This window comes from Acetobacter persici (assembly GCF_018256955.1).
GTDB lineage: Bacteria > Pseudomonadota > Alphaproteobacteria > Acetobacterales > Acetobacteraceae > Acetobacter > Acetobacter persici.
In genome coordinates this window covers 1-17507 of sequence record NZ_JAERKU010000001.1, presented here as the reverse complement: position 1 = coordinate 17507, position 17507 = coordinate 1, and the positions used below count along the sequence as shown (strand labels likewise).

At 52.0% G+C, this 17507-nt stretch carries 11 protein-coding genes, 1 tRNA gene and 1 pseudogene; 4 read left to right on the top strand and 9 right to left on the bottom strand.

Translation table 11 applies throughout. From position 1 onward, the window contains the following. Positions 1-35: 35 nt before the first annotated feature. The 4 genes from JK199_RS00065 to JK199_RS00050 form a co-directional block, all read right to left on the bottom strand. A complete protein-coding gene (locus JK199_RS00065; protein WP_212372860.1) occupies positions 36-2270 on the bottom strand; it encodes an HAD-IIIC family phosphatase in 2235 nt (744 codons plus the stop codon). 54 nt (positions 2271-2324) lie between these two features. After that, complete coding sequence (locus JK199_RS00060) at positions 2325-4451, bottom strand: HAD-IIIC family phosphatase (protein WP_244984780.1); 2127 nt, start codon at positions 4449-4451, stop codon at positions 2325-2327. 305 nt (positions 4452-4756) lie between these two features. Beyond that, positions 4757-6397, bottom strand: coding sequence for a chaperonin GroEL (gene groL, locus JK199_RS00055; protein WP_025828599.1), 1641 nt, complete (start codon positions 6395-6397; stop codon positions 4757-4759). Between the two features lie 60 nt (positions 6398-6457). After that, positions 6458-6751, bottom strand: coding sequence for a co-chaperone GroES (locus JK199_RS00050; protein ID WP_025828601.1), 294 nt, complete (start codon positions 6749-6751; stop codon positions 6458-6460). A gap of 209 nt (positions 6752-6960) precedes the next feature. Between JK199_RS00050 and JK199_RS00045 the strand changes: the two genes are divergently transcribed. Both JK199_RS00045 and JK199_RS00040 read left to right on the top strand, forming a co-directional pair. Further along, positions 6961-7638 (top strand): dienelactone hydrolase family protein, encoded by a 678-nt coding sequence (locus JK199_RS00045; RefSeq protein WP_212372858.1) that lies wholly within the window; start codon positions 6961-6963, stop codon positions 7636-7638. A gap of 118 nt (positions 7639-7756) precedes the next feature. Further along, positions 7757-7960: a cold-shock protein gene (locus JK199_RS00040; RefSeq protein ID WP_043550519.1), complete on the top strand. Its 204-nt coding sequence runs from the start codon at positions 7757-7759 to the stop codon at positions 7958-7960. A gap of 98 nt (positions 7961-8058) precedes the next feature. Here JK199_RS00040 and JK199_RS00035 read toward each other — a convergent pair whose 3' ends face one another. From JK199_RS00035 to efp, 3 genes are all read right to left on the bottom strand, one after another. Further along, a complete protein-coding gene (locus tag JK199_RS00035; protein ID WP_212372856.1) occupies positions 8059-11013 on the bottom strand; it encodes an ATP-dependent DNA helicase in 2955 nt (984 codons plus the stop codon). 95 nt (positions 11014-11108) lie between these two features. Then, entirely contained in the window at positions 11109-11939 is an 831-nt protein-coding gene (locus tag JK199_RS00030; RefSeq protein ID WP_212356461.1) for an inositol monophosphatase family protein, read from the bottom strand. A gap of 39 nt (positions 11940-11978) precedes the next feature. Next, on the bottom strand, positions 11979-12545 hold the full coding sequence (gene efp, locus JK199_RS00025; protein ID WP_025828607.1) for an elongation factor P: 567 nt from the start codon (positions 12543-12545) through the stop codon (positions 11979-11981). A 155-nt stretch (positions 12546-12700) separates the two neighbouring features. On the opposite strand from efp, the gene JK199_RS00020 reads away from it, so the two are divergent. Further along, a tRNA-Ser gene (locus JK199_RS00020) sits at positions 12701-12790 on the top strand. Between the two features lie 53 nt (positions 12791-12843). Here the strand turns inward: JK199_RS00020 and JK199_RS00015 are convergent. Beyond that, entirely contained in the window at positions 12844-13755 is a 912-nt protein-coding gene (locus JK199_RS00015; RefSeq protein WP_212356463.1) for a hypothetical protein, read from the bottom strand. A gap of 329 nt (positions 13756-14084) precedes the next feature. Between JK199_RS00015 and JK199_RS00010 the strand changes: the two genes are divergently transcribed. Further along, positions 14085-15845, top strand: a complete 1761-nt coding sequence (locus JK199_RS00010) for a Hint domain-containing protein (protein WP_212372854.1) — start codon at positions 14085-14087, stop codon at positions 15843-15845. An 82-nt stretch (positions 15846-15927) separates the two neighbouring features. Here JK199_RS00010 and JK199_RS00005 read toward each other — a convergent pair. Continuing rightward, a pseudogene (locus JK199_RS00005) lies at positions 15928-17042 on the bottom strand (IS3 family transposase). Between the last annotated feature and the right edge of the window lie 465 nt (positions 17043-17507).

Here is a 17507-nt window from a genome sequence, read left to right as displayed (position 1 = left end):
TCCCCCGCATTGTGAATAATGCGGGGGATTTTGTTTTAAGCCTTTTTGATATGAAGTGGCAGCATTGGCACTTCATCGCCATCCAGAATGAATTGTCTGATACCCTCCTGTTTCGCAGTTTCCCGGAAACCGGCGCGCAGATACACCTCGCGACAAGGGGTATTATCCGGTGTTTCCTTAATCGTCGCTGTGATATCGGTTTCGCCTGAGCGAGCAGAGCGCAGAAGTTTGACAGCTTCTGCAACAACAAATTCTTCTACTTCCATCCCCAGAACGCGGCAGCTCATGACATACTGCGTAATTTCCGTGCCCTTTAAGTAAAGAACACCTACAAGACCATATTCCGTGAATTTGTCCTTGACCTTAAACGCAAGAATTTTACCGCCAGCTTTAAGGAAATCAGCAATGTTTTCAAATGACCAGCGTTGGCCATTTGTATTGAACTGATTGGTTTTGTTCGTCAGTTCCAATGTGCGACCAAATTCTGGCTGATCTGTACTGGTAATATTTATAAATGAGACTTCGCAGTTGAGAGAGGCAAGGAACTCGGACCTGTCCATGGTAGAGCGGGTTTCTTCACGCTCAATTTGTCCACGTATCATTTCCTCACGCTTGCCTGACTCTTCTGTCATCCGTGCAATCTGAGTCTCAGCGGACCAGAGAAGAATACGGCGCGTCAGATAAGGATTGCCGCCGATAACTCTGACATCTGGCAGAGCAGACGCAACAGCAGCTCGCTCTACAGGGTTATCATCAACAAAAACCACACTTTTGGGCTTGATGTTAAACTCTTTGCAGATTTCAGAAATATTCTGAGCTTTAGGCGTCCAGTTGATTTTTACAGATGAGAAATCATCCAGAGAAATCAGTTTGGGCTCAATGACGTCGTCCCATCTGGTTTTGACGTAATCATAATCATTTTTGGAGCAGATTGCGACAAGGATGCCGCGCGCCCGAAGATAATGAATGGCTTCCCAAAGTCCGAGAGGCCAGCCATCAGTCCGCGGCCAGGGCTGGGCTTCCGGGCGATAATGTTCGGCAATCTGACCCCGCCATAGTGTGTTATCAAGGTCAAATACAACAGCTTTGACCTGGTCTACCTGTTTTGTGGTGCGATATGCGGTGACCATCTGACGAAAAATGGCGTCAAGAAAAGCATCTTTTTTGACGGGATATACTGTTTCCAGAGGAGGGATCGGTTCATTCCTTGCGATGGAACCAAAGTCATCCCAGTCTTGATAAGTGACAGCACCGTGAGAATAGAAATAAACGAGGTCATCAAGAATATAACGCTTACCAATTGTCGATGCGACAGCATCAATATTCAATAGGTAGGCATTTTTATAGCTTGCGACTTTTTCGTTGAGGTAGTCATTTAGTCTTTGAACAATGGTCGTCAGATCGTTGTTGCTGCCGCGTTCGTACATGCTGGACGCGGTGCTCATTTGCGGCACAATAAAATTGGAGACGAAAGTGAGCAGGCCATGCCGTTCATTATAAATCATGGCAGAAGACAGCATGGCATCAATGACGCTATAGGCGTCCTGAAGGATAGTCTTGGTAAAACCTTCTTCGTTAAAGCGAAAACCCCAGATGACGCGATCACTCAACACGGAGCGTAATGGGATTTGCAGGTACTGAAAATCATAATCTGATGTCGGAGATGGAGGCGCATCAGGAAGAACGCTGACGAAGTTATAGGGAATGTAGTCAAATTTTGTTTCAGGATGACGCGCCTGAAGCTGCTCATGGTAAAGAGCCGTGAGGCAGGAGCCAACCAACAATACTTTTTCGATTTTTACAGGTGTTACTTCAAGATCAGGTGGGAACAGGAAGTCTGCATCGGACAGACCTTGAGGTGTTATTAAAGAATTAGGCGTAGGATGAATATCAACGGGCTGCTCGGCCTGCTTTATAGTGGGAGAAACGGGAACCTCAGAGGCGAGGCTGGACCGTTGTTTGAGAATGAAGCGTGTGTCTGGGTTGGCAGGATGTTCTAAAATGATGGTTAGAAGCCCATCTGGATCTTTAAAGGCTTCTATTGAACGCCACATGATATCGCCGGCTTCATTCAAAAGCAAAAGACGGTAATTTTCTATCCGCCAGGACCGCTCGTTAGGATGGGAATATCCTTTGATCTCTCCTGAAGGACTGAGGACCAATTGATCAGATATTGGAGAGCCGTTGGTCGGTCCAAAAAACCAGCAAAAATCAGTAACTGGAGGGGAGACAACAGCGGGTTTCCCCTGAAAGTGTTTTGTTGCGATCATTGTTCAACCTACGACGTGAAGACTTGTGCGATGCTTCGCGGATAGAAAAGTGGGTTAATGAGTTTGTTGAAGCAGTTTAAGAATTTTATCTGAAAGAGCTTTGTAAACAGGCCGATCGAAGTGTGCTCCTCCAAACATTCCATCTTTTGCTAAGTCGCCTTCTGTTTTCAGGACATCATTAATATCAATATAATCGAAACCATATTTGTTTGCGAGGGGACGTACCAGAGCGTTTACTTCACCAAAGAATTCCAGAAGCATATGATCACGCCCCACTGATTGGTTAAGACCGATGATAATGACGCGTTTCTGCGCGTTCAGGAGGCGGTTAAACATATATCGCAGATCACGCAGGAAGAGATCTTTCTGAAAGCCGCCTAAGAAAGAGAATTCGTCTCTAAAGAAATCCCACTGCTCTTCTGAAACGCCTTCCACACCGAACTTGAGCAGTTCATCATAAGTTACGGCGGTGTAATCGAACTTGTCTTTTGGCCCTCCTGGAAGATGGTAGGGAAGACCAAAGTGGCCCATAGGAATGATCATGCCCGTCGTTTTGGATTGATAAAGCCCGTGGAAAGATTCCTGTGAGAATGAGAAGACATAAACATCAGAGGTTTCAGCAAGAACATCCGTTTCAAAACGATTGGGTGGAATGCCAGGAAGGCGGGAAACAATTTCGCGGTTTCGTTCGTCCTTCATGTCTTTGCAAAGGGAAACAAAACGGGGTGAAGCAATAATTTCCCACCCTTCGTAAGCATAATTCAGTTCTTCCAAGGTATTGACCTTGGTGCGGAGGAAATTGGACGTCATCATCATATCGCAGGCACCGCGAATACAAACCTGCAGGCGCTTGCTGCTTGAATGGTCGTCAGACGAGCTTTTGTCGACATCATCAACAACCTGGATCCAGTCTACCACTGGTGTCTCCAAGTTTGAGCCCACTTTGCCCTGGATTGGAACATGACGTTCTCCCAGTTTCCTCCATACAAATTGCTCAACGCCCATATTCATGGTTCGGCATGAAAAAAGGAAATGGAGAAACTCATTTTTTCTGGAAAGGTAAAAGCCGCAGATACCGTAATTTCCGTAAGCATCAGCGACTTTTACATAGCCTACATCTGTGTCGAAATCTGCTTCAACTTCTTCCAGAAAACGAAGGCGTGCTTCCTCGATATCTTCCGGCCAGCGATTTTTTGTAAAATTTAGCTGATTGGTTCGGTTAACCAGGTCATGAATGCGTGGAAATTCAGCATCCACGTCAGCATGGAAGCTCACACGAATATCACTTTTCCGCAGGAAGGCTTCGTTATCACCGCCACTTGCAGACATATCATTCTGTTTTGTTTCAAGCACTTGGTAGCGTTTGAGGCGGCTTAGATCTGGGTCAGGTTTGCCGATCAGTCTGGGATCATCAAGCAGAGCGTCAATAATATCGGGCTCCGCAACATTGAGCTTAGGAACAAAGTGCTTGGCCTCATTAAGATTTGTAACATTATCATCAATAAAAAGGACTGTTTCAGGACGCAGTTGAATTTTTTCGATAATATCCTGAATGAGCGGTCCTTTTGGAGCCCAGGCAATCCGGGGGAACACGAAATCATCCCAAATTCCAAGTTGCTCAAGGCGTTCTTTTGTATCTTCAAATGTATTGCGTGAACAAATGGCGTTCACAATACCTCTGCTATTAAGGGTCTTAACAATATCAATAGTCTTCTGGACTGGTGTAATTTCACCTTCTGACAAAGTACCTTTCCAGAATGTATCGTCAAGATCCCAGATAACAAGGCGAATACCTTCAGGTTTTTCGGCTTTTTTTTCAGTGGGCTGAGGAGCAGATGATGGCTCTTTTGCCTCAATAACGGTATTAATATCTGCTTTTGAAGCGCTAAGACCGAAGAAAACATTCCAGAGAGGATCTTGTTGAGGATAGCTGATGAAAGTCAGGGTATCCCCTGAGTCAATGGCCTGCTCAAACCGCCACATGCAATGACCGTCTGTCGCGTGAATTTCAAGAATGTCGTCCTTCAGCGTCCAGGAATATTCATTCGGGTGCTCATATCCCTTAATCAGGCCATTAGTGCCAAATCGTAAAGATGTCGTAATAGGAGGAAGGTTAAGGGGACCCCATGTCCATTCCACGTCTTCTAAAAATGTTTTGGGAGAAGCAAGTGAATCTGACATCTTATTCCTCTGAGGCAATTGACCGAGCTTAAAAAACAAATCAGAGCATATTCTAAATTATAAGCTCAGGTCTATCCAGCATTAAAGATTCAGAACAAGTGATGTTAATTAAATCCATACGCATGCTAAGGCGTGGACTAATCATACATAAAATAGAGGCTGGAATATTATTTTATAATGAAATTTTGGTTCGTGCATGAGCCAATTCATTAGGTTCAAAATAAAAAAGGTGGATGTGCTATCAAAGCACATCCACCTTTTGTTGTCTGGTGTTTAGAACTCTAAAAAATAACTAGATGTTATTCTTAGAAATCCATACCACCCATGCCGCCCATATCAGGGCCGCCAGCCGGAGCGGCTTTCTTTTCAGGGCGTTCTGCAACCATGGCTTCCGTCGTGATCAGCAGGCCAGCAACAGAAGCTGCGTCCTGCAGAGCCGTACGGACAACCTTGGTCGGGTCGATAATACCGGCGTCAACCAGGTTCTTGTATTCGCCAGCCTGTGCATCGAAGCCGAAAGCGTAGTCTTCGGATTCCAGCACTTTGTTGGCGATAACCGCACCATCTTCACCAGCATTGTGAGCGATCTGGCGCAGGGGAGCCTGCAGAGCCTTGCGGATGATGTCGCCACCAACGCGCTGATCGTCGTTATGGTAGTGCAGGTGAGCCAGCTTTGCAGACGCGCGGGCCAGAGCCGTGCCACCACCCGGAACAATGCCTTCTTCAACGGCAGCGCGGGTTGCGTGCAGAGCGTCGTCAACGCGGTCCTTGCGTTCCTTCACTTCGATTTCCGTGGAGCCGCCAACGCGGATCACGGCAACGCCGCCAGCCAGTTTGGCCAGACGTTCCTGCAGCTTTTCACGGTCGTAGTCAGAGGTGGTTTCCTCGATCTGCGCACGGATCTGCTTGCAACGGCCTTTGATTTCATCGGTCTTGCCGGCGCCATCAACGATCGTCGTGTTTTCTTTGTCGATACGGACTTTTTTGGCCGTGCCGAGCATGGGCAGCGTGACGGTTTCCAGCTTGATGCCGAGGTCTTCGCTAATGACCTGACCACCGGTCAGGATTGCGATATCTTCCAGCATGGCTTTACGACGGTCACCAAAGCCCGGAGCTTTAACAGCAGCAATTTTCAGGCCACCGCGCAGCTTGTTGACAACCAGCGTTGCCAGAGCTTCACCGTCCACGTCTTCTGCAATGATCAGCAGCGGACGGCCGGACTGCACAACGGCTTCAAGCAGCGGCAGAATCGGCTGAAGAGAAGACAGCTTCTTTTCATGAATCAGGATGTAGGGGTTTTCCAGATCGGCCGTCATCTTCTCCGTGTTGGTCACGAAGTAGGGGGAGATGTAGCCACGGTCGAACTGCATGCCTTCAACCACGTCCAGTTCCGTCTGGAAGTGCTTGGCTTCTTCAACCGTGATAACGCCTTCGGAGCCAACTTTCTGCATGGCTTCGGAGATCATCTCACCGATTTCGGCTTCACCGTTTGCGGAGATCGTGCCGACCTGAGCGGTTTCCGCCGGGGTGGTGATCTTCTTGGTGTTCTTCTTCAGTTCCTCAACAACGGCATGAACGGCCTTGTCGATCCCACGCTTGAGGTCCATCGGGTTCATGCCAGCGGCAACAGCCTTATGGCCTTCACGCACGATGGCCTGAGCCAGAACGGTTGCTGTGGTCGTGCCGTCACCAGCGATATCGTTGGTTTTGGAGGCCACTTCGCGCAGCATCTGTGCGCCCATGTTTTCGAACTTGTCAGCCAGTTCGATTTCTTTGGCAACAGACACACCGTCTTTGGTGATGCGCGGTGCGCCGAAGCTCTTGTCGAGGACAACGTTGCGGCCTTTGGGGCCGAGCGTGACTTTTACGGCATCAGCGAGGATGTCAACGCCGCGCAGCATACGCTGGCGAGCGTCACCACCAAACTTTACGTCTTTGGCAGCCATATCAAATTCTCCTGTGAGAGATCAGTTTATAAGGTCGAAAAGCGGATCAGCGCGGTCCACTCAGGCGGAAATCACGCCCAGAATGTCGCTTTCTTTCATGATCAGCAGCTCTTCGCCGTCGATCTTCACTTCCGTACCGGACCATTTGCCGAACAGGACGCGGTCACCAGCCTTGACATCAAGCGCTACAACCTGACCCTGCTCATTGCGAGCGCCGGGACCAGCAGAAACCACTTCACCTTCCATGGGCTTTTCTTTAGCCGTATCCGGAATGATGATGCCGCCGACGGTCTTTTCTTCGCCAGCAAGGCGACGAACGACTACCCGGTCGTGTAAAGGACGAAACTTCGTCATTATGGATCGCTCCACATTCTGTTTGCTGCGGTGGCGCCCTTGTCAGGAAGCAACACCACCGGCATCTGCCGCGCGTAATAAACGCCGCGTTGCGTTAGCACTCCCACCCCGGGAGTGCCAGAACAGGAGATAGGTTTGTCCTCCCCCTGAGTCAAGAAATGTGGAAAACTTTCTTTGTGATGTCATTTTTCTTCAGGGGAGAGATCAGGATGGGACAGATTATCACGTTGAAAGCGGCCGATGGACATGAGTTTTCGGCTTACGAAGCCGGGCATGCGGAGATGCCGTATGCGCTGGTTGTGGTGCAGGAAATTTTTGGTGTGAACGGGCATATCCGGCATGTGTGCGACATATTTGCCGAGCACGGTTTCCACGTGATTGCCCCGGCCGTGTTCGACCGCGCCGAGCGCGGTGTGGAACTGGGTTATGAAAAAGCGGATATCCAGACCGGCCTTGCTTTGCGCAGCCAGATTCCACTGGCGGAAACGCTGCTGGATCTTGAAGCCTCTGCCGCAGCGCTGGGGAAGGCGGATGTTGGTATTATCGGGTATTGCTGGGGCGGCCTGCTGGCATGGGAAGCCTCTTGCCGGACGGATCGTTTTGCCGCTGCCGTAAGCTGGTATGGGGGCGGGATTGCATCGCGGGTTGATGAGACTCCGCGTTGCCCGGTTCAGCTCCATTTTGGGGAAGCCGATACCAGTATTCCGCACACAGATGTGAGCACCATTCGTGTAGCGCATCCTGAAATTGAAATTTACGTGTACGATGGTGCCGGGCATGGGTTCGGCTGTTCACAACGGGCGTCGTTTGACCCGGAAGCCTACAAGCTGGCGCAGAAGCGCAGCCTTGCATTCCTTGAAGAACATCTGGGCGCACACGCCCGGTAAGGACCGCAGAAGATGGGTATTTTGATTGACAAGACCGCATCTTCGTGACCCGATGAGTACATCCTGTAACCGGTCATATGGTTGTCCGGTAGGAGATATCTGGGAAAGTTACCCGCCTATGCCGACCGGTACAGTTAAATGGTTTAATGCCACTAAAGGCTTTGGTTTCATCGCACCTGACGATGGGGGCAAGGATGTGTTTGTTCATATCACCGCTGTGCAGGCTGCTGGTCTGCGTGGGCTGAATGAGAACGAAAAGGTCTCCTACGAACTCGTGACCGAGCGTGGTAAAGTTGCCGCGACTGAACTTAAGCCGATCTAACTCGGCTTAAGACGAAGGGCCCTAAAGCCCGGACGTGCGTTTTGGTCTGCCTGTTTGGTCCGCGTATCACGCTCCATCTGGCAGCCGGACTGCGCGGTTTATAAAAACGTTCTGATTTCCCGCGCTGCGTCTGCCAGCCCTAGACGCCGGACCTCTGCTCCGGGTGGGAATGCCGAAAGCAGCCGTGAGGGTGTGCGGCGGTCCAGCAGCACAAAAACGCCTTTGTCAGACTGACTTCTGATCAGTCGCCCAAAAGCCTGACGTAACCGCAGGCGCGCAATCCTGTCGTCATATCCGGTGGTATCACCGCCTGAGAGGTGAATACGGCGTTCTCTGTGCAGAATGTCGGGACGCGGCCAGGGGACCCGTTCAAACACAACCAGACGCAGGGCATTCCCCGGAACGTCCACGCCGTCACGCATGGCGTCCGTCCCCAGAAGGCAGGCATGTTCTTCCGTGCGAAAAATATCCACCAGGGTTGTGTTGTCCATTGCGTCCACATGCTGGGCGTAAAGCGGCAGACCCTGATCTTCCAGTGCCGGGGCAATACGGCTGTGCACCCCCCGCAGGCGGGAAATGGCGGTAAACAGACCTAGTCCGCCGCCGCCTGAGGCTTCAAACAGTGTGCGGTATGCGGCGGCCAGATCGGCAATACTGGCGTGGTCCACGTCCGTAATAATAAAGGTACGGGTCTGCCGGGCGTAATCAAACGGGCTGGTCAGGCTGGCGCGAATGGCAGGAGAGGGGAAGTGGTTGGCTCCGGTGCGGGCTTCCGCAGCTTCCCAAGCACGCTCGGTTTCTTCTGTTTCCGGTTCATCCTGCCTGTGCTGAGTGTCTGACTGATCGCGCAGGGTGGCCGATGTGATCAGCATACCTTGCGCGGGCATGGCCATGACGGCGGCAAAAGGAATGGTCGGGTCCAGCCAGTGGCGATGCAGCCCAACATCATGTTCGCCGGGCCGCTGCTGTTGCCGCCGATCCAGACGGATGAAGTGAATATGCGTGGGTGTTGTATCGGCCAGAGGCGGCTGATCCAGCGCATCCAGCATAGACGTCCACGCATCCAGCCGGGTGATGGCACGGCGGCGTAGCCCCCGGACCATGGCTTCAATGCGGCCACGGGTCACGCTGTCCAGAGAGTCTGCATCATCCTGCAGGCGGGCCTGAAGCCGTTCAGCAAGGGTACGCAGGGGTTCTGCAATCCGGCTGAGCGCACGGGCCAGCGTTTGCCCCGCTTCTGTCAGATCGGGGATAAGCGGATGCAGGTCACATTCCAGCGCACCATACTGGTGCGTTTGTCGACGGTCTTCACTCCGTGCCAGCACCTGCTGGCGCAGGAGGCGCAGAAAGCTTTCGGTCGGATTTTCCAGCACGGGCTCTGGTAAAGCGGGAGTTGCAGGCAGAAATCCGTCAGGATCGTCTATCGGAGGAGGTTCGGGCGGCCCGGTCTCTGAAGAATCTGTCTCCGCCAGTCTTGCGGACCAGCCTGGCGCGGGCAGGGCGTGCGCGGCCATAAGTGCGGCATCCAGCGGTGCCTCCAGTCGCGGGAAGCCGACAACCAGATCATCCAGACGACGCTTCAGCCCCCGGGCGCGGGAGCGACGGCCTTCTGCCCCGAGCAACCATCGGCGCAACTCAGCCGCTTCCAGCCCGGATAGTTCGGCGGAAAACGCGCCATCCGCGGCATCTGCCAGATGATGGCCTTCATCAAAAACATAGCGGGACGGGGTTGCGTCTTCTTCAGTGTCTTCGGCGTCGTCGCTCATTGCGGCCTGCGCATACGCTGCCTGCGCCATAACCAGAGCATGATTGGCGATCACCAGATCCGCCTCCCGTGCCCTGCGGATCGTATGCTCCACAAAACACCGCTGATAATGAGGGCAGGCCCCGTGAATACATTCACCCCGACGGTCGGCCACGCCGGAAACGCTTCCCTGACCGTACAGATCACCAAACCAGCCGGGCAGATCCCCCCCCAGCAGATCTCCATCTGCTGTGGCGCGGGTCCAGAGGGCCAGCATAGAGAGCGCGATGGTGACACCCGCCGGACGGGAGGCTGCACTATTGACGGCGTCTTCCATGTTCAGCAGGCAGAGGTAGTTCTCTCGGCCTTTGCGCAGCACGACATGATGGCGGCGTGTCGCGTCGTCTGGAAAAAGCCGATGCGTTTCCTGTTCAATCTGCCGTTGCAGATGGCGCGTATAGGTGCTGATCCACACGCTGCCGCCATTGCGCTGTGCCCAGACGCTTGCAGGCGCAATATAGCCCAGTGTTTTGCCTGTGCCTGTTCCGGCTTCCGCCAGCACAACGGCAGGGTTGCCGCGATGGGTGCGGGGCTCAAACGCTGCGGTGGAAACGCTGGCGAAATCGGCCTGACCAGCCCGGCTTTCTGAACCTTCGCCCAGAAGAGTCCGCAATCGTGTGCGGGCCTCTGCTGGAGTAATGGGATGCGAGGCTGGCGGAGGCCGGGGGGCGACATCTTCCCATTTCGGCAGAACGCGCCAGACCCGGAGCGCGTCCCCCGGTTGCAGGGCGTCTTCTGGCAGATTGCCCTTGCCGTCCAGCTTGTCTGGCAGCCCAAGTGTTTCCGCAACAGTCCCTGCCCATGGCCAGCCTGCCTGCGCCAGCCGGACTGCCAGGGCCGCCAGCATGTCCCCCAAAGGCCCGTTTTTTTGACGAGCCAGTTCCGTCAGCATGATTTCGACCAGCGTGGGGAGCAGATCAGCTTCGGCGCGGCCAATCTGTTCTTCTTCCAGTCCAAGCGCCAGCGCCAGCCCTCGTGGTGTCGGGGCGGCAGTCCGGGCCGGGTAAACAAACGTGAAGAGTTCAAGCAGGTCCAGCCAGGGGGACGGCTGCCCCGGTGGTGGCAGATCCAGTTTGCGCGCAAATGATGGCGCATGGACCACCAGAGGGCAGGCGATGCTGTCCAGCCGGGAGCGGAGTTCTGGTGCGGAGAGTGTAAGATACTCGCCGTCTTCTGTCAGAAGGGAAAAGCCACGATGATGCGCGGTCAGAGCGGGCGCGTCATGCGCAGAAGGGAAGGGTGCCTGCATGGAGGGTCCACCTTACGCGCTCTGCGGTGTGTGACTAGAGGGTATATAAAAAGGCAGTCTGCTCAGGCGGCAGACTGCCTTTCAAGTATAGGAACTTAGGGTGTTTCTTTCAGGCTTTCGGCCACAATATCCAGCAGCTTGCTGTGCATGTTACCATTGCCTGCGACAATCATCACATCGTCGGGCATATCATCAAGATCCAGCCCGGCGGGGTCCGTCACCTGACCGCCTGCTTCACGGACAATCAGAATGCCCGCTGCGCAGTCCCACGGTTTGATGCCGAATTCCCAGTAGCCTTCATACCGGCCCGCCGCGACCCATGCGAGGTCGAGTGCGGCGGCACCAAAACGACGGATACCAGCGACACGCGGCATGAGATTCCCCATGACACGGGCAAAGGGCAGACGCTGGCGGGCAGGCACTTTTGCAAACGGAATACCTGTTGCAAAAACGGATTCCTGCATGTCCCGGCGGGCAGAAACACGGATGCGGCGTTCATTCAGGAACGCGCCTGTGCCTTTTTCCGCCCAGAACATTTCATTGGATGCCGGATTGTACACCAGACCCGCGGCCAGTTCGATCTTGCCGTCCGGCAGTCTGCGCTGGAGGCCAATGGAAATGGCCCAGTGCGGAATGCCGTGCAGGAAGTTTGTGGTGCCGTCCAGCGGGTCCACAATCCAGCGCCATGTCCAGTTATCGCCACCTGATTTGCCGGATTCCTCCATCAGGAAGGCATAGCCGGGGCGAGCCCGTTCCAGCTCTTCACGCAGGGTCTGTTCTGCCCTCAGGTCAGCCTGAGAAACAAAGTCACCCGGCCCCTTGATGCTTACCTGAAGCTGCTCGACTTCATTGAAATCGCGCAGGAGACGCTTTGCCGCCTTCTGGGCAGCGGTTTGCATCACCATCATGACGGGGGAAAGACGCATGGCCACTATGTTTTGTCCTGTCTGGAGTAAGGCGAAAGATCAGTCTTTGGCGCGTTCGACGTAAGAGCCGTCTTCAGTCCGGACAACAATACGTTCACCGGCTTCAATGAAGGGGGGCACCATGGTCTTTGCACCATTGGAGAGTTTTGCAGGCTTGTAGGAGGAACTGGCCGTCTGGCCTTTGACCACCGGGTCTGCCTCAACAACTTCCAGCGTGACCTGCGGCGGCAGATCAATCCCGACCGGGTCGCCTTCCACAAGGTGGACATTGATGGTCATGTTGTCCTGCAGGAACGGTGCCTGATCACCCAGCAGATCGACCGGAATCATGGTCTGTTCGAACGTTTCCGGGTCCATCAGTACGAGGGATTCACCGTCGGTATAGGAATACAGATATTCCCGGTCCTCGGTCATCAGGCGCTCGACACTGTCGGCTGTACGCCAGCGTTCGTTGGTTTTGTTGCCCGTTTTGAGGTCGCGCATTTCCACCTGAATGAAAGCGCCGCCCTTGCCGGGGGTAATGATCTGCTGTTTCAGCACCGTCCAGCGACGGCCATCATGCTCGATGACCTGTCCGGCCCGGATCAGGTTCGCCTGCTGTTTCATAACTCGTCCCTGAATGGATGGATGTAAGGACCGGGCTTTTACAACTCCAGACGGCCAAGAGCAAGCCGAAGGGAGAGAAACAACTCCGACAAAACCCATTTTGACCCGCTGGACAGGCTCTGCGGGCATGGCTATAAGGCTTTCACTCTGATGCAGGAAGGGTGGCCGAGCGGTTGAAGGCTCCAGTCTTGAAAACTGGCGTGCGGGTAACCGTACCGTGGGTTCGAATCCCACCCCTTCCGCCATCAGATTGTAAATTTCCGCTAAACTATAAAAATTTGCGTAGTCGGCTTTAATCTCAAACAGTGTTCACACGGGAAATTTCTCTTGCCTTAAGGGCGTGTGCATAAGCCGCAGAAATATTAGCAAGCTTACCGGCCTGCCAGCGGTAGTATTCCTGCAACAACTGTTTTGAGACCCAGTGCCCTTTATCACTCTGTCCATAATCGCCCGCTGCCCGAACTTTTGCCAGAAGTCGCGCAATGTTGCCTCGGGATGTTCCGTACCGTTGCGCCATGGCATTTGCGCTATCCAGCGAAACTGAGACTTTCTCTTTTTCGTCATAGTATTCACTGTCGGCTTTGCGTGTCATCTCATTCAGGACAGAAATGCCCACTGTTGAATGAACCAGCGGCGCAATAGATGCCGGTGGGTGGTAGTATGCCGCATCCTTCAGCATCAGGCTGGCAAAAACCGGATGCATGTGTGTCAGGATTTTCGGGTCACTCTGCGCCGCATCAGAACGCTTATGCCCGTCCAGAATGTCCAGTCCGTTTAGGTGAACGGTAAGATAGTGGTAGAACATGCGCTCAGAAAAAGCGCTCATGCGATAGGCGCGCAGACGGCGATCCCCACGAGGTTGTGCTTCTATATAGCCAAGGTGCTCAATTTCTTTCAGATAATTTGTCACGGTATTGGGGCTGACGGCGCCGGTATGGACAACTTCTCGGTACAGATTGGAAGCTGTCAGGGCGGGAGACCGCGAATCAAGCTGATGTGCGAAATTTAGTTTTAACGCGCCATGCGTCATAATCCATCGTCGCATGTCGGCAACATAGCGCACCTCGCGTGGGAGTTGCTGATGGATGGAGAGAAGTGTCTCATTACAGAATGTCAGGCAATCCATAAATTTCGGCGATGCAACAAGTGTCTCAACGGTATGAACGGCTGCCACATCAGGAGCGTTCGGCTTAATATCAACCTTATGCATGGCAGCTTTTCATCCATTTCTCAGCACATCGTCGCCTCGCCGCAGGACGACTCTCTCAATCCATAATGGTTCTGTATCATTTTTGGGGACATCGACGGAACCCTCTTGAGGTCAGTCGGAGAGCCTGCAAAAGATAACGCATCAAGTGCAAATCATGAGATTGTAAAAATATATATAAAACAGAAAGTGGAAGTGTTTTTTTTTAAAATAATAAGTTAAAATAAATATAGATATAAATCATAAACGTTCTAATTTTAATATATCTATATAAATACACTAAAACTTCACGAAATAAACTTACTTTATATTCACCTAAAAGGAAGGCGCGCATGAGTGATGTCATCAGTTCAAATGTTGTATTGGGAACAACATCAAGCGGTATTACCGTCGTAAATGGAGGGCGACTAAATATTGTTGCACCAGCGACCGCAATAGACCTCACGGTTACGGATGGGGGCATAGCTTATCTCTGGACAGGAGCTTCTGCGATTGATGCAAAGATTGATAGTGGGAGTTTTCTGGAGGTTTATCATGCCGCAGCGTCCAGCACTGTCATTAACAATGCTGGGCGGGTGTATTTACAAGCTGCAAGTGTTTTATCTGATACAGTTGTAAACGACGGGGGTGAACTTGAAATTGAGGGTGGTGGCATAGCCACAGACTCGGTCGTTTCCTCCGGCGGAAAAATTACGTTGATGTCTGGAGGCTTTCTCTCTGGGACGACGTCCGTCACGAGCGGAGGTGAGATAGATGTATCAATAATTAGCAATCCCAAAGGTCCGGTAGGGGGATCAGGTACTATTATTCTGGATAGTGGGGCTAAAATTGTTGTCCAGGGCCGACTTTATCCAACAAATGTCATCAGTGCGGCAAAAGGCGCTGAAATAGAGTTCCCTTATCTGACAAGTGTCAGCACTGTTACCGCCGCACAAAATCAACTCAGAATAACAGGTCAGAATTCTTATGGTGATAGCATAAGCTATGCCTTGAATATTTCCGATGCGACTCTCAGTAACTTTGTGAGCACCAGTAGCGGAGCATTTATTTATGAAGCCTGCTTTCTGCCGGGCACCATGATCCGGACACCGGAGGGAGAAACGCTTGTCGAAGCCTTGCGGGTGGGAGATCAGATTCTTACGCAAAACAAGCAGTCACGCTCTCATACCCCGAGCACAATCAAATGGACAGGTACGGCGCGGTGCATTGTTCGGCCAGACCTTCCTGATGATGAGGCTGGTTATCCAGTGCGTATCTTAGAAAATGCTATTGCAGAAGGGGTTCCTTCTAAAGACCTTCTGGTGACATCTGAACATTGCCTCTTTTTTAAGGGACATTTTGTCCCTGTCCGTATGTTGGTGAATGGACGTTCCGTTTTTTACGACAAAAATTTTGTTTCTTATGATTATTATCATGTTGAAACGGAGGAACATTCCGTAGTCATTGCTAATGGCGTTCTAACAGAAAGCTATCTTGATACTGGCAACCGTCAGAATTTCCATCAGGGAAGCAATGTCGTCACACTTTATGAAAGCTGTCACCTGACATGGGAAGATGCGGCCGCACCCCTTAATGTGTCCCGTGAGTTTGTTGAGCCACTCTTTCGCGATATTGAAAAGCGTGCCAATCATACTGGAGCTGCGTTACGGTCTCACTCCCACACGCTAACCCGCAATCCTGATTTCCATCTTATCACAGACGATGGGCATACAATTCGGCCACTCAGTAAGCACGAAGACCGTTTTTTGTTCAGTCTTCCGCCGGGGGTGAAAAACATTCATCTGGCTTCCAACGCCAGTCGTCCTTGTGATGTTATTGGCCCGTTTGTTGATGATCGTCGATGGTTCGGCGTGCGCGTTGGCAAAATCCAGCTATTCTCACTTAACAAGGTGCACGATATTACGGACCATCTCACGCATTCAGATTTACCTGGATGGCATGTCGTGGATCATCCTGAGGAACGCTGGACATCGGGGCGCGCCTTGTTATCTGTCGAGCCCTATCATGCTGTACATGTTGCATTTTTATCTATACAAATAGTAAATAATATTTATGCAACAAATAAAATCATAAGTAAAATAGTGAGAAATTGAAGAATCGCTGATTGATACGCCTCTCTCTTGATTCTGGGCTTTTAGTGGACTTGTGACGGTTTTGTGGTGGTCTATGATTTTGTCATGCGGTTTTGGCCTCGAAAGCGAGGGGGCTGATGCCTTGAGATAGGAATGGCGCTGTTGCGGATTATAAAAGCCGTTAATGTATTGGCAGATGGCGACGGTTGCCTGTCGTCGCGTCGGCCAGCTCTGTCGTCAAAGGAATTCGGCCTTCAGGCTTTTGAAGAAGGTCTCGACGGCGGCGTTGTCAGAGCAGTTTCCCTTGCCAGACATGGAGGAGATCATCTTGTTCTCGATCATCTTTTTCTGGAAATCGTGGGAGCAATATTGGCTGCCGCGATCGGAGTGAAAAATGCAACCGGAAGCAGGAGCGCGTAGACGAACCGCCATGTCGAATTCCCGAATAGAGAGATTCTTTTTCATTCGGTTGCTTGCCGCTCAGCCAATACCATGACGGCCAGATAAAGCCATCCTTCAGTGGTCCATATTAGCTTATATCGTCCGCCCATTTCCGATTGGGTGCGTCGGCTACAAAATCCCCGTCCAGAATGTTTGCAGCGAAGTCCAGCGCGTGCCGACTATCGGTCGTGATCTTGTGGCGGCGGGTGCGAACCGGGCGGATGCCATTGATCTTCATCAGTCGCCCGATGCGACGCTCACTCACCGACATGGATATCGGCTTCCTTGAACTCCATGGTCATTCGGGGGCGGCATAGGTGCCGTTGCTTAGGGCATAATGCTCCCGGATATGTGTCAGGACTTTCAGGTCGGTGAGTTGGCGTTGGCAGACATGCCTAGAAACCCACGCCCGATAGCCGCGTGTCGAGACCTGCAAAACCCACACAGCCTCTCGATGTGCCAGCGGTCACGATGTTCCCGAATAAAGGCAAACGTCATGTCTTTTGGTTCGTGAAGAACTGCGTGGTCTTTTTTAAGATTTCCTTCTCATCCCGCAGGGGACGGTTCTCAAGGCGAAGGCACTTGTTCTCCCAGACCAAAACCATTGATGGTTCAGGTGCTGCAGGCCGGTCCGTTGTCCGATACCGCGAAACCCAGTGTCCCAGCGTCGACTTGCTGATCCCCAAATCGGTCGCTACCCGCTCGCGCGACAAACCGCTGTTCAAGGGCAATCCTCACCGCCTCACGGCGAAATTCTTCCGTATGCTTCATAACCACGGTCTCGTGCCTCTCCTGACGCGAGCGTAAAATGCTCAGTCAACCGGCACAAAACCGTTACAGATCCAAAATATACAGTCCGGTAAAATGCTTCAAATGGGTCACCCAGCCCACTCAACCAAGCAAACTACTCTGCAAAATCAAAGAAACCACGTTGAGTCATGAGCCATTCGTCCAGTCATCACACAAGGGAGGGAAGCACCGAGAAAGGTCCAAAGCCAGAGGGTTTTTAGAACTCTCCAGGTGGGGTTCGGCAGAGCGATGTTGTAGTTAGGGAACAGTAGTGATTAATTTTAATTAACAAAAAATGTTTTTCTTGCCTTAACTTTCAATGAGGATTAATTGTTTCCTAGTTATTAACCATTTCCGTAGAGCCCGTTGTTGGGGCTGACGTGCCCCCTTTTTTGTATCCACTTAAAAGGAGAGTTCCCGTTTTTTATGGCTTGGGGTTGATGGAATGACAAG

Bases quoted from the DNA above. Each gene is read 5' to 3' on its own strand.
- JK199_RS00065 (WP_212372860.1), bottom strand. From the start codon at position 2,270: ATGATCGCAACAAAACACTTTCAGGGGAAACCCGCTGTTGTCTCCCCT.
- JK199_RS00060 (WP_244984780.1), bottom strand. From the start codon at position 4,451: ATGTCAGATTCACTTGCTTCTCCCAAAACATTTTTAGAAGACGTGGAA.
- groL (WP_025828599.1), bottom strand. From the start codon at position 6,397: ATGGCTGCCAAAGACGTAAAGTTTGGTGGTGACGCTCGCCAGCGTATG.
- JK199_RS00050 (WP_025828601.1), bottom strand. From the start codon at position 6,751: ATGACGAAGTTTCGTCCTTTACACGACCGGGTAGTCGTTCGTCGCCTT.
- JK199_RS00045 (WP_212372858.1), top strand. From the start codon at position 6,961: ATGGGACAGATTATCACGTTGAAAGCGGCCGATGGACATGAGTTTTCG.
- JK199_RS00040 (WP_043550519.1), top strand. From the start codon at position 7,757: ATGCCGACCGGTACAGTTAAATGGTTTAATGCCACTAAAGGCTTTGGT.
- JK199_RS00035 (WP_212372856.1), bottom strand. From the start codon at position 11,013: ATGCAGGCACCCTTCCCTTCTGCGCATGACGCGCCCGCTCTGACCGCG.
- JK199_RS00030 (WP_212356461.1), bottom strand. From the start codon at position 11,939: ATGCGTCTTTCCCCCGTCATGATGGTGATGCAAACCGCTGCCCAGAAG.
- efp (WP_025828607.1), bottom strand. From the start codon at position 12,545: ATGAAACAGCAGGCGAACCTGATCCGGGCCGGACAGGTCATCGAGCAT.
- JK199_RS00015 (WP_212356463.1), bottom strand. From the start codon at position 13,755: ATGCATAAGGTTGATATTAAGCCGAACGCTCCTGATGTGGCAGCCGTT.
- JK199_RS00010 (WP_212372854.1), top strand. From the start codon at position 14,085: ATGAGTGATGTCATCAGTTCAAATGTTGTATTGGGAACAACATCAAGC.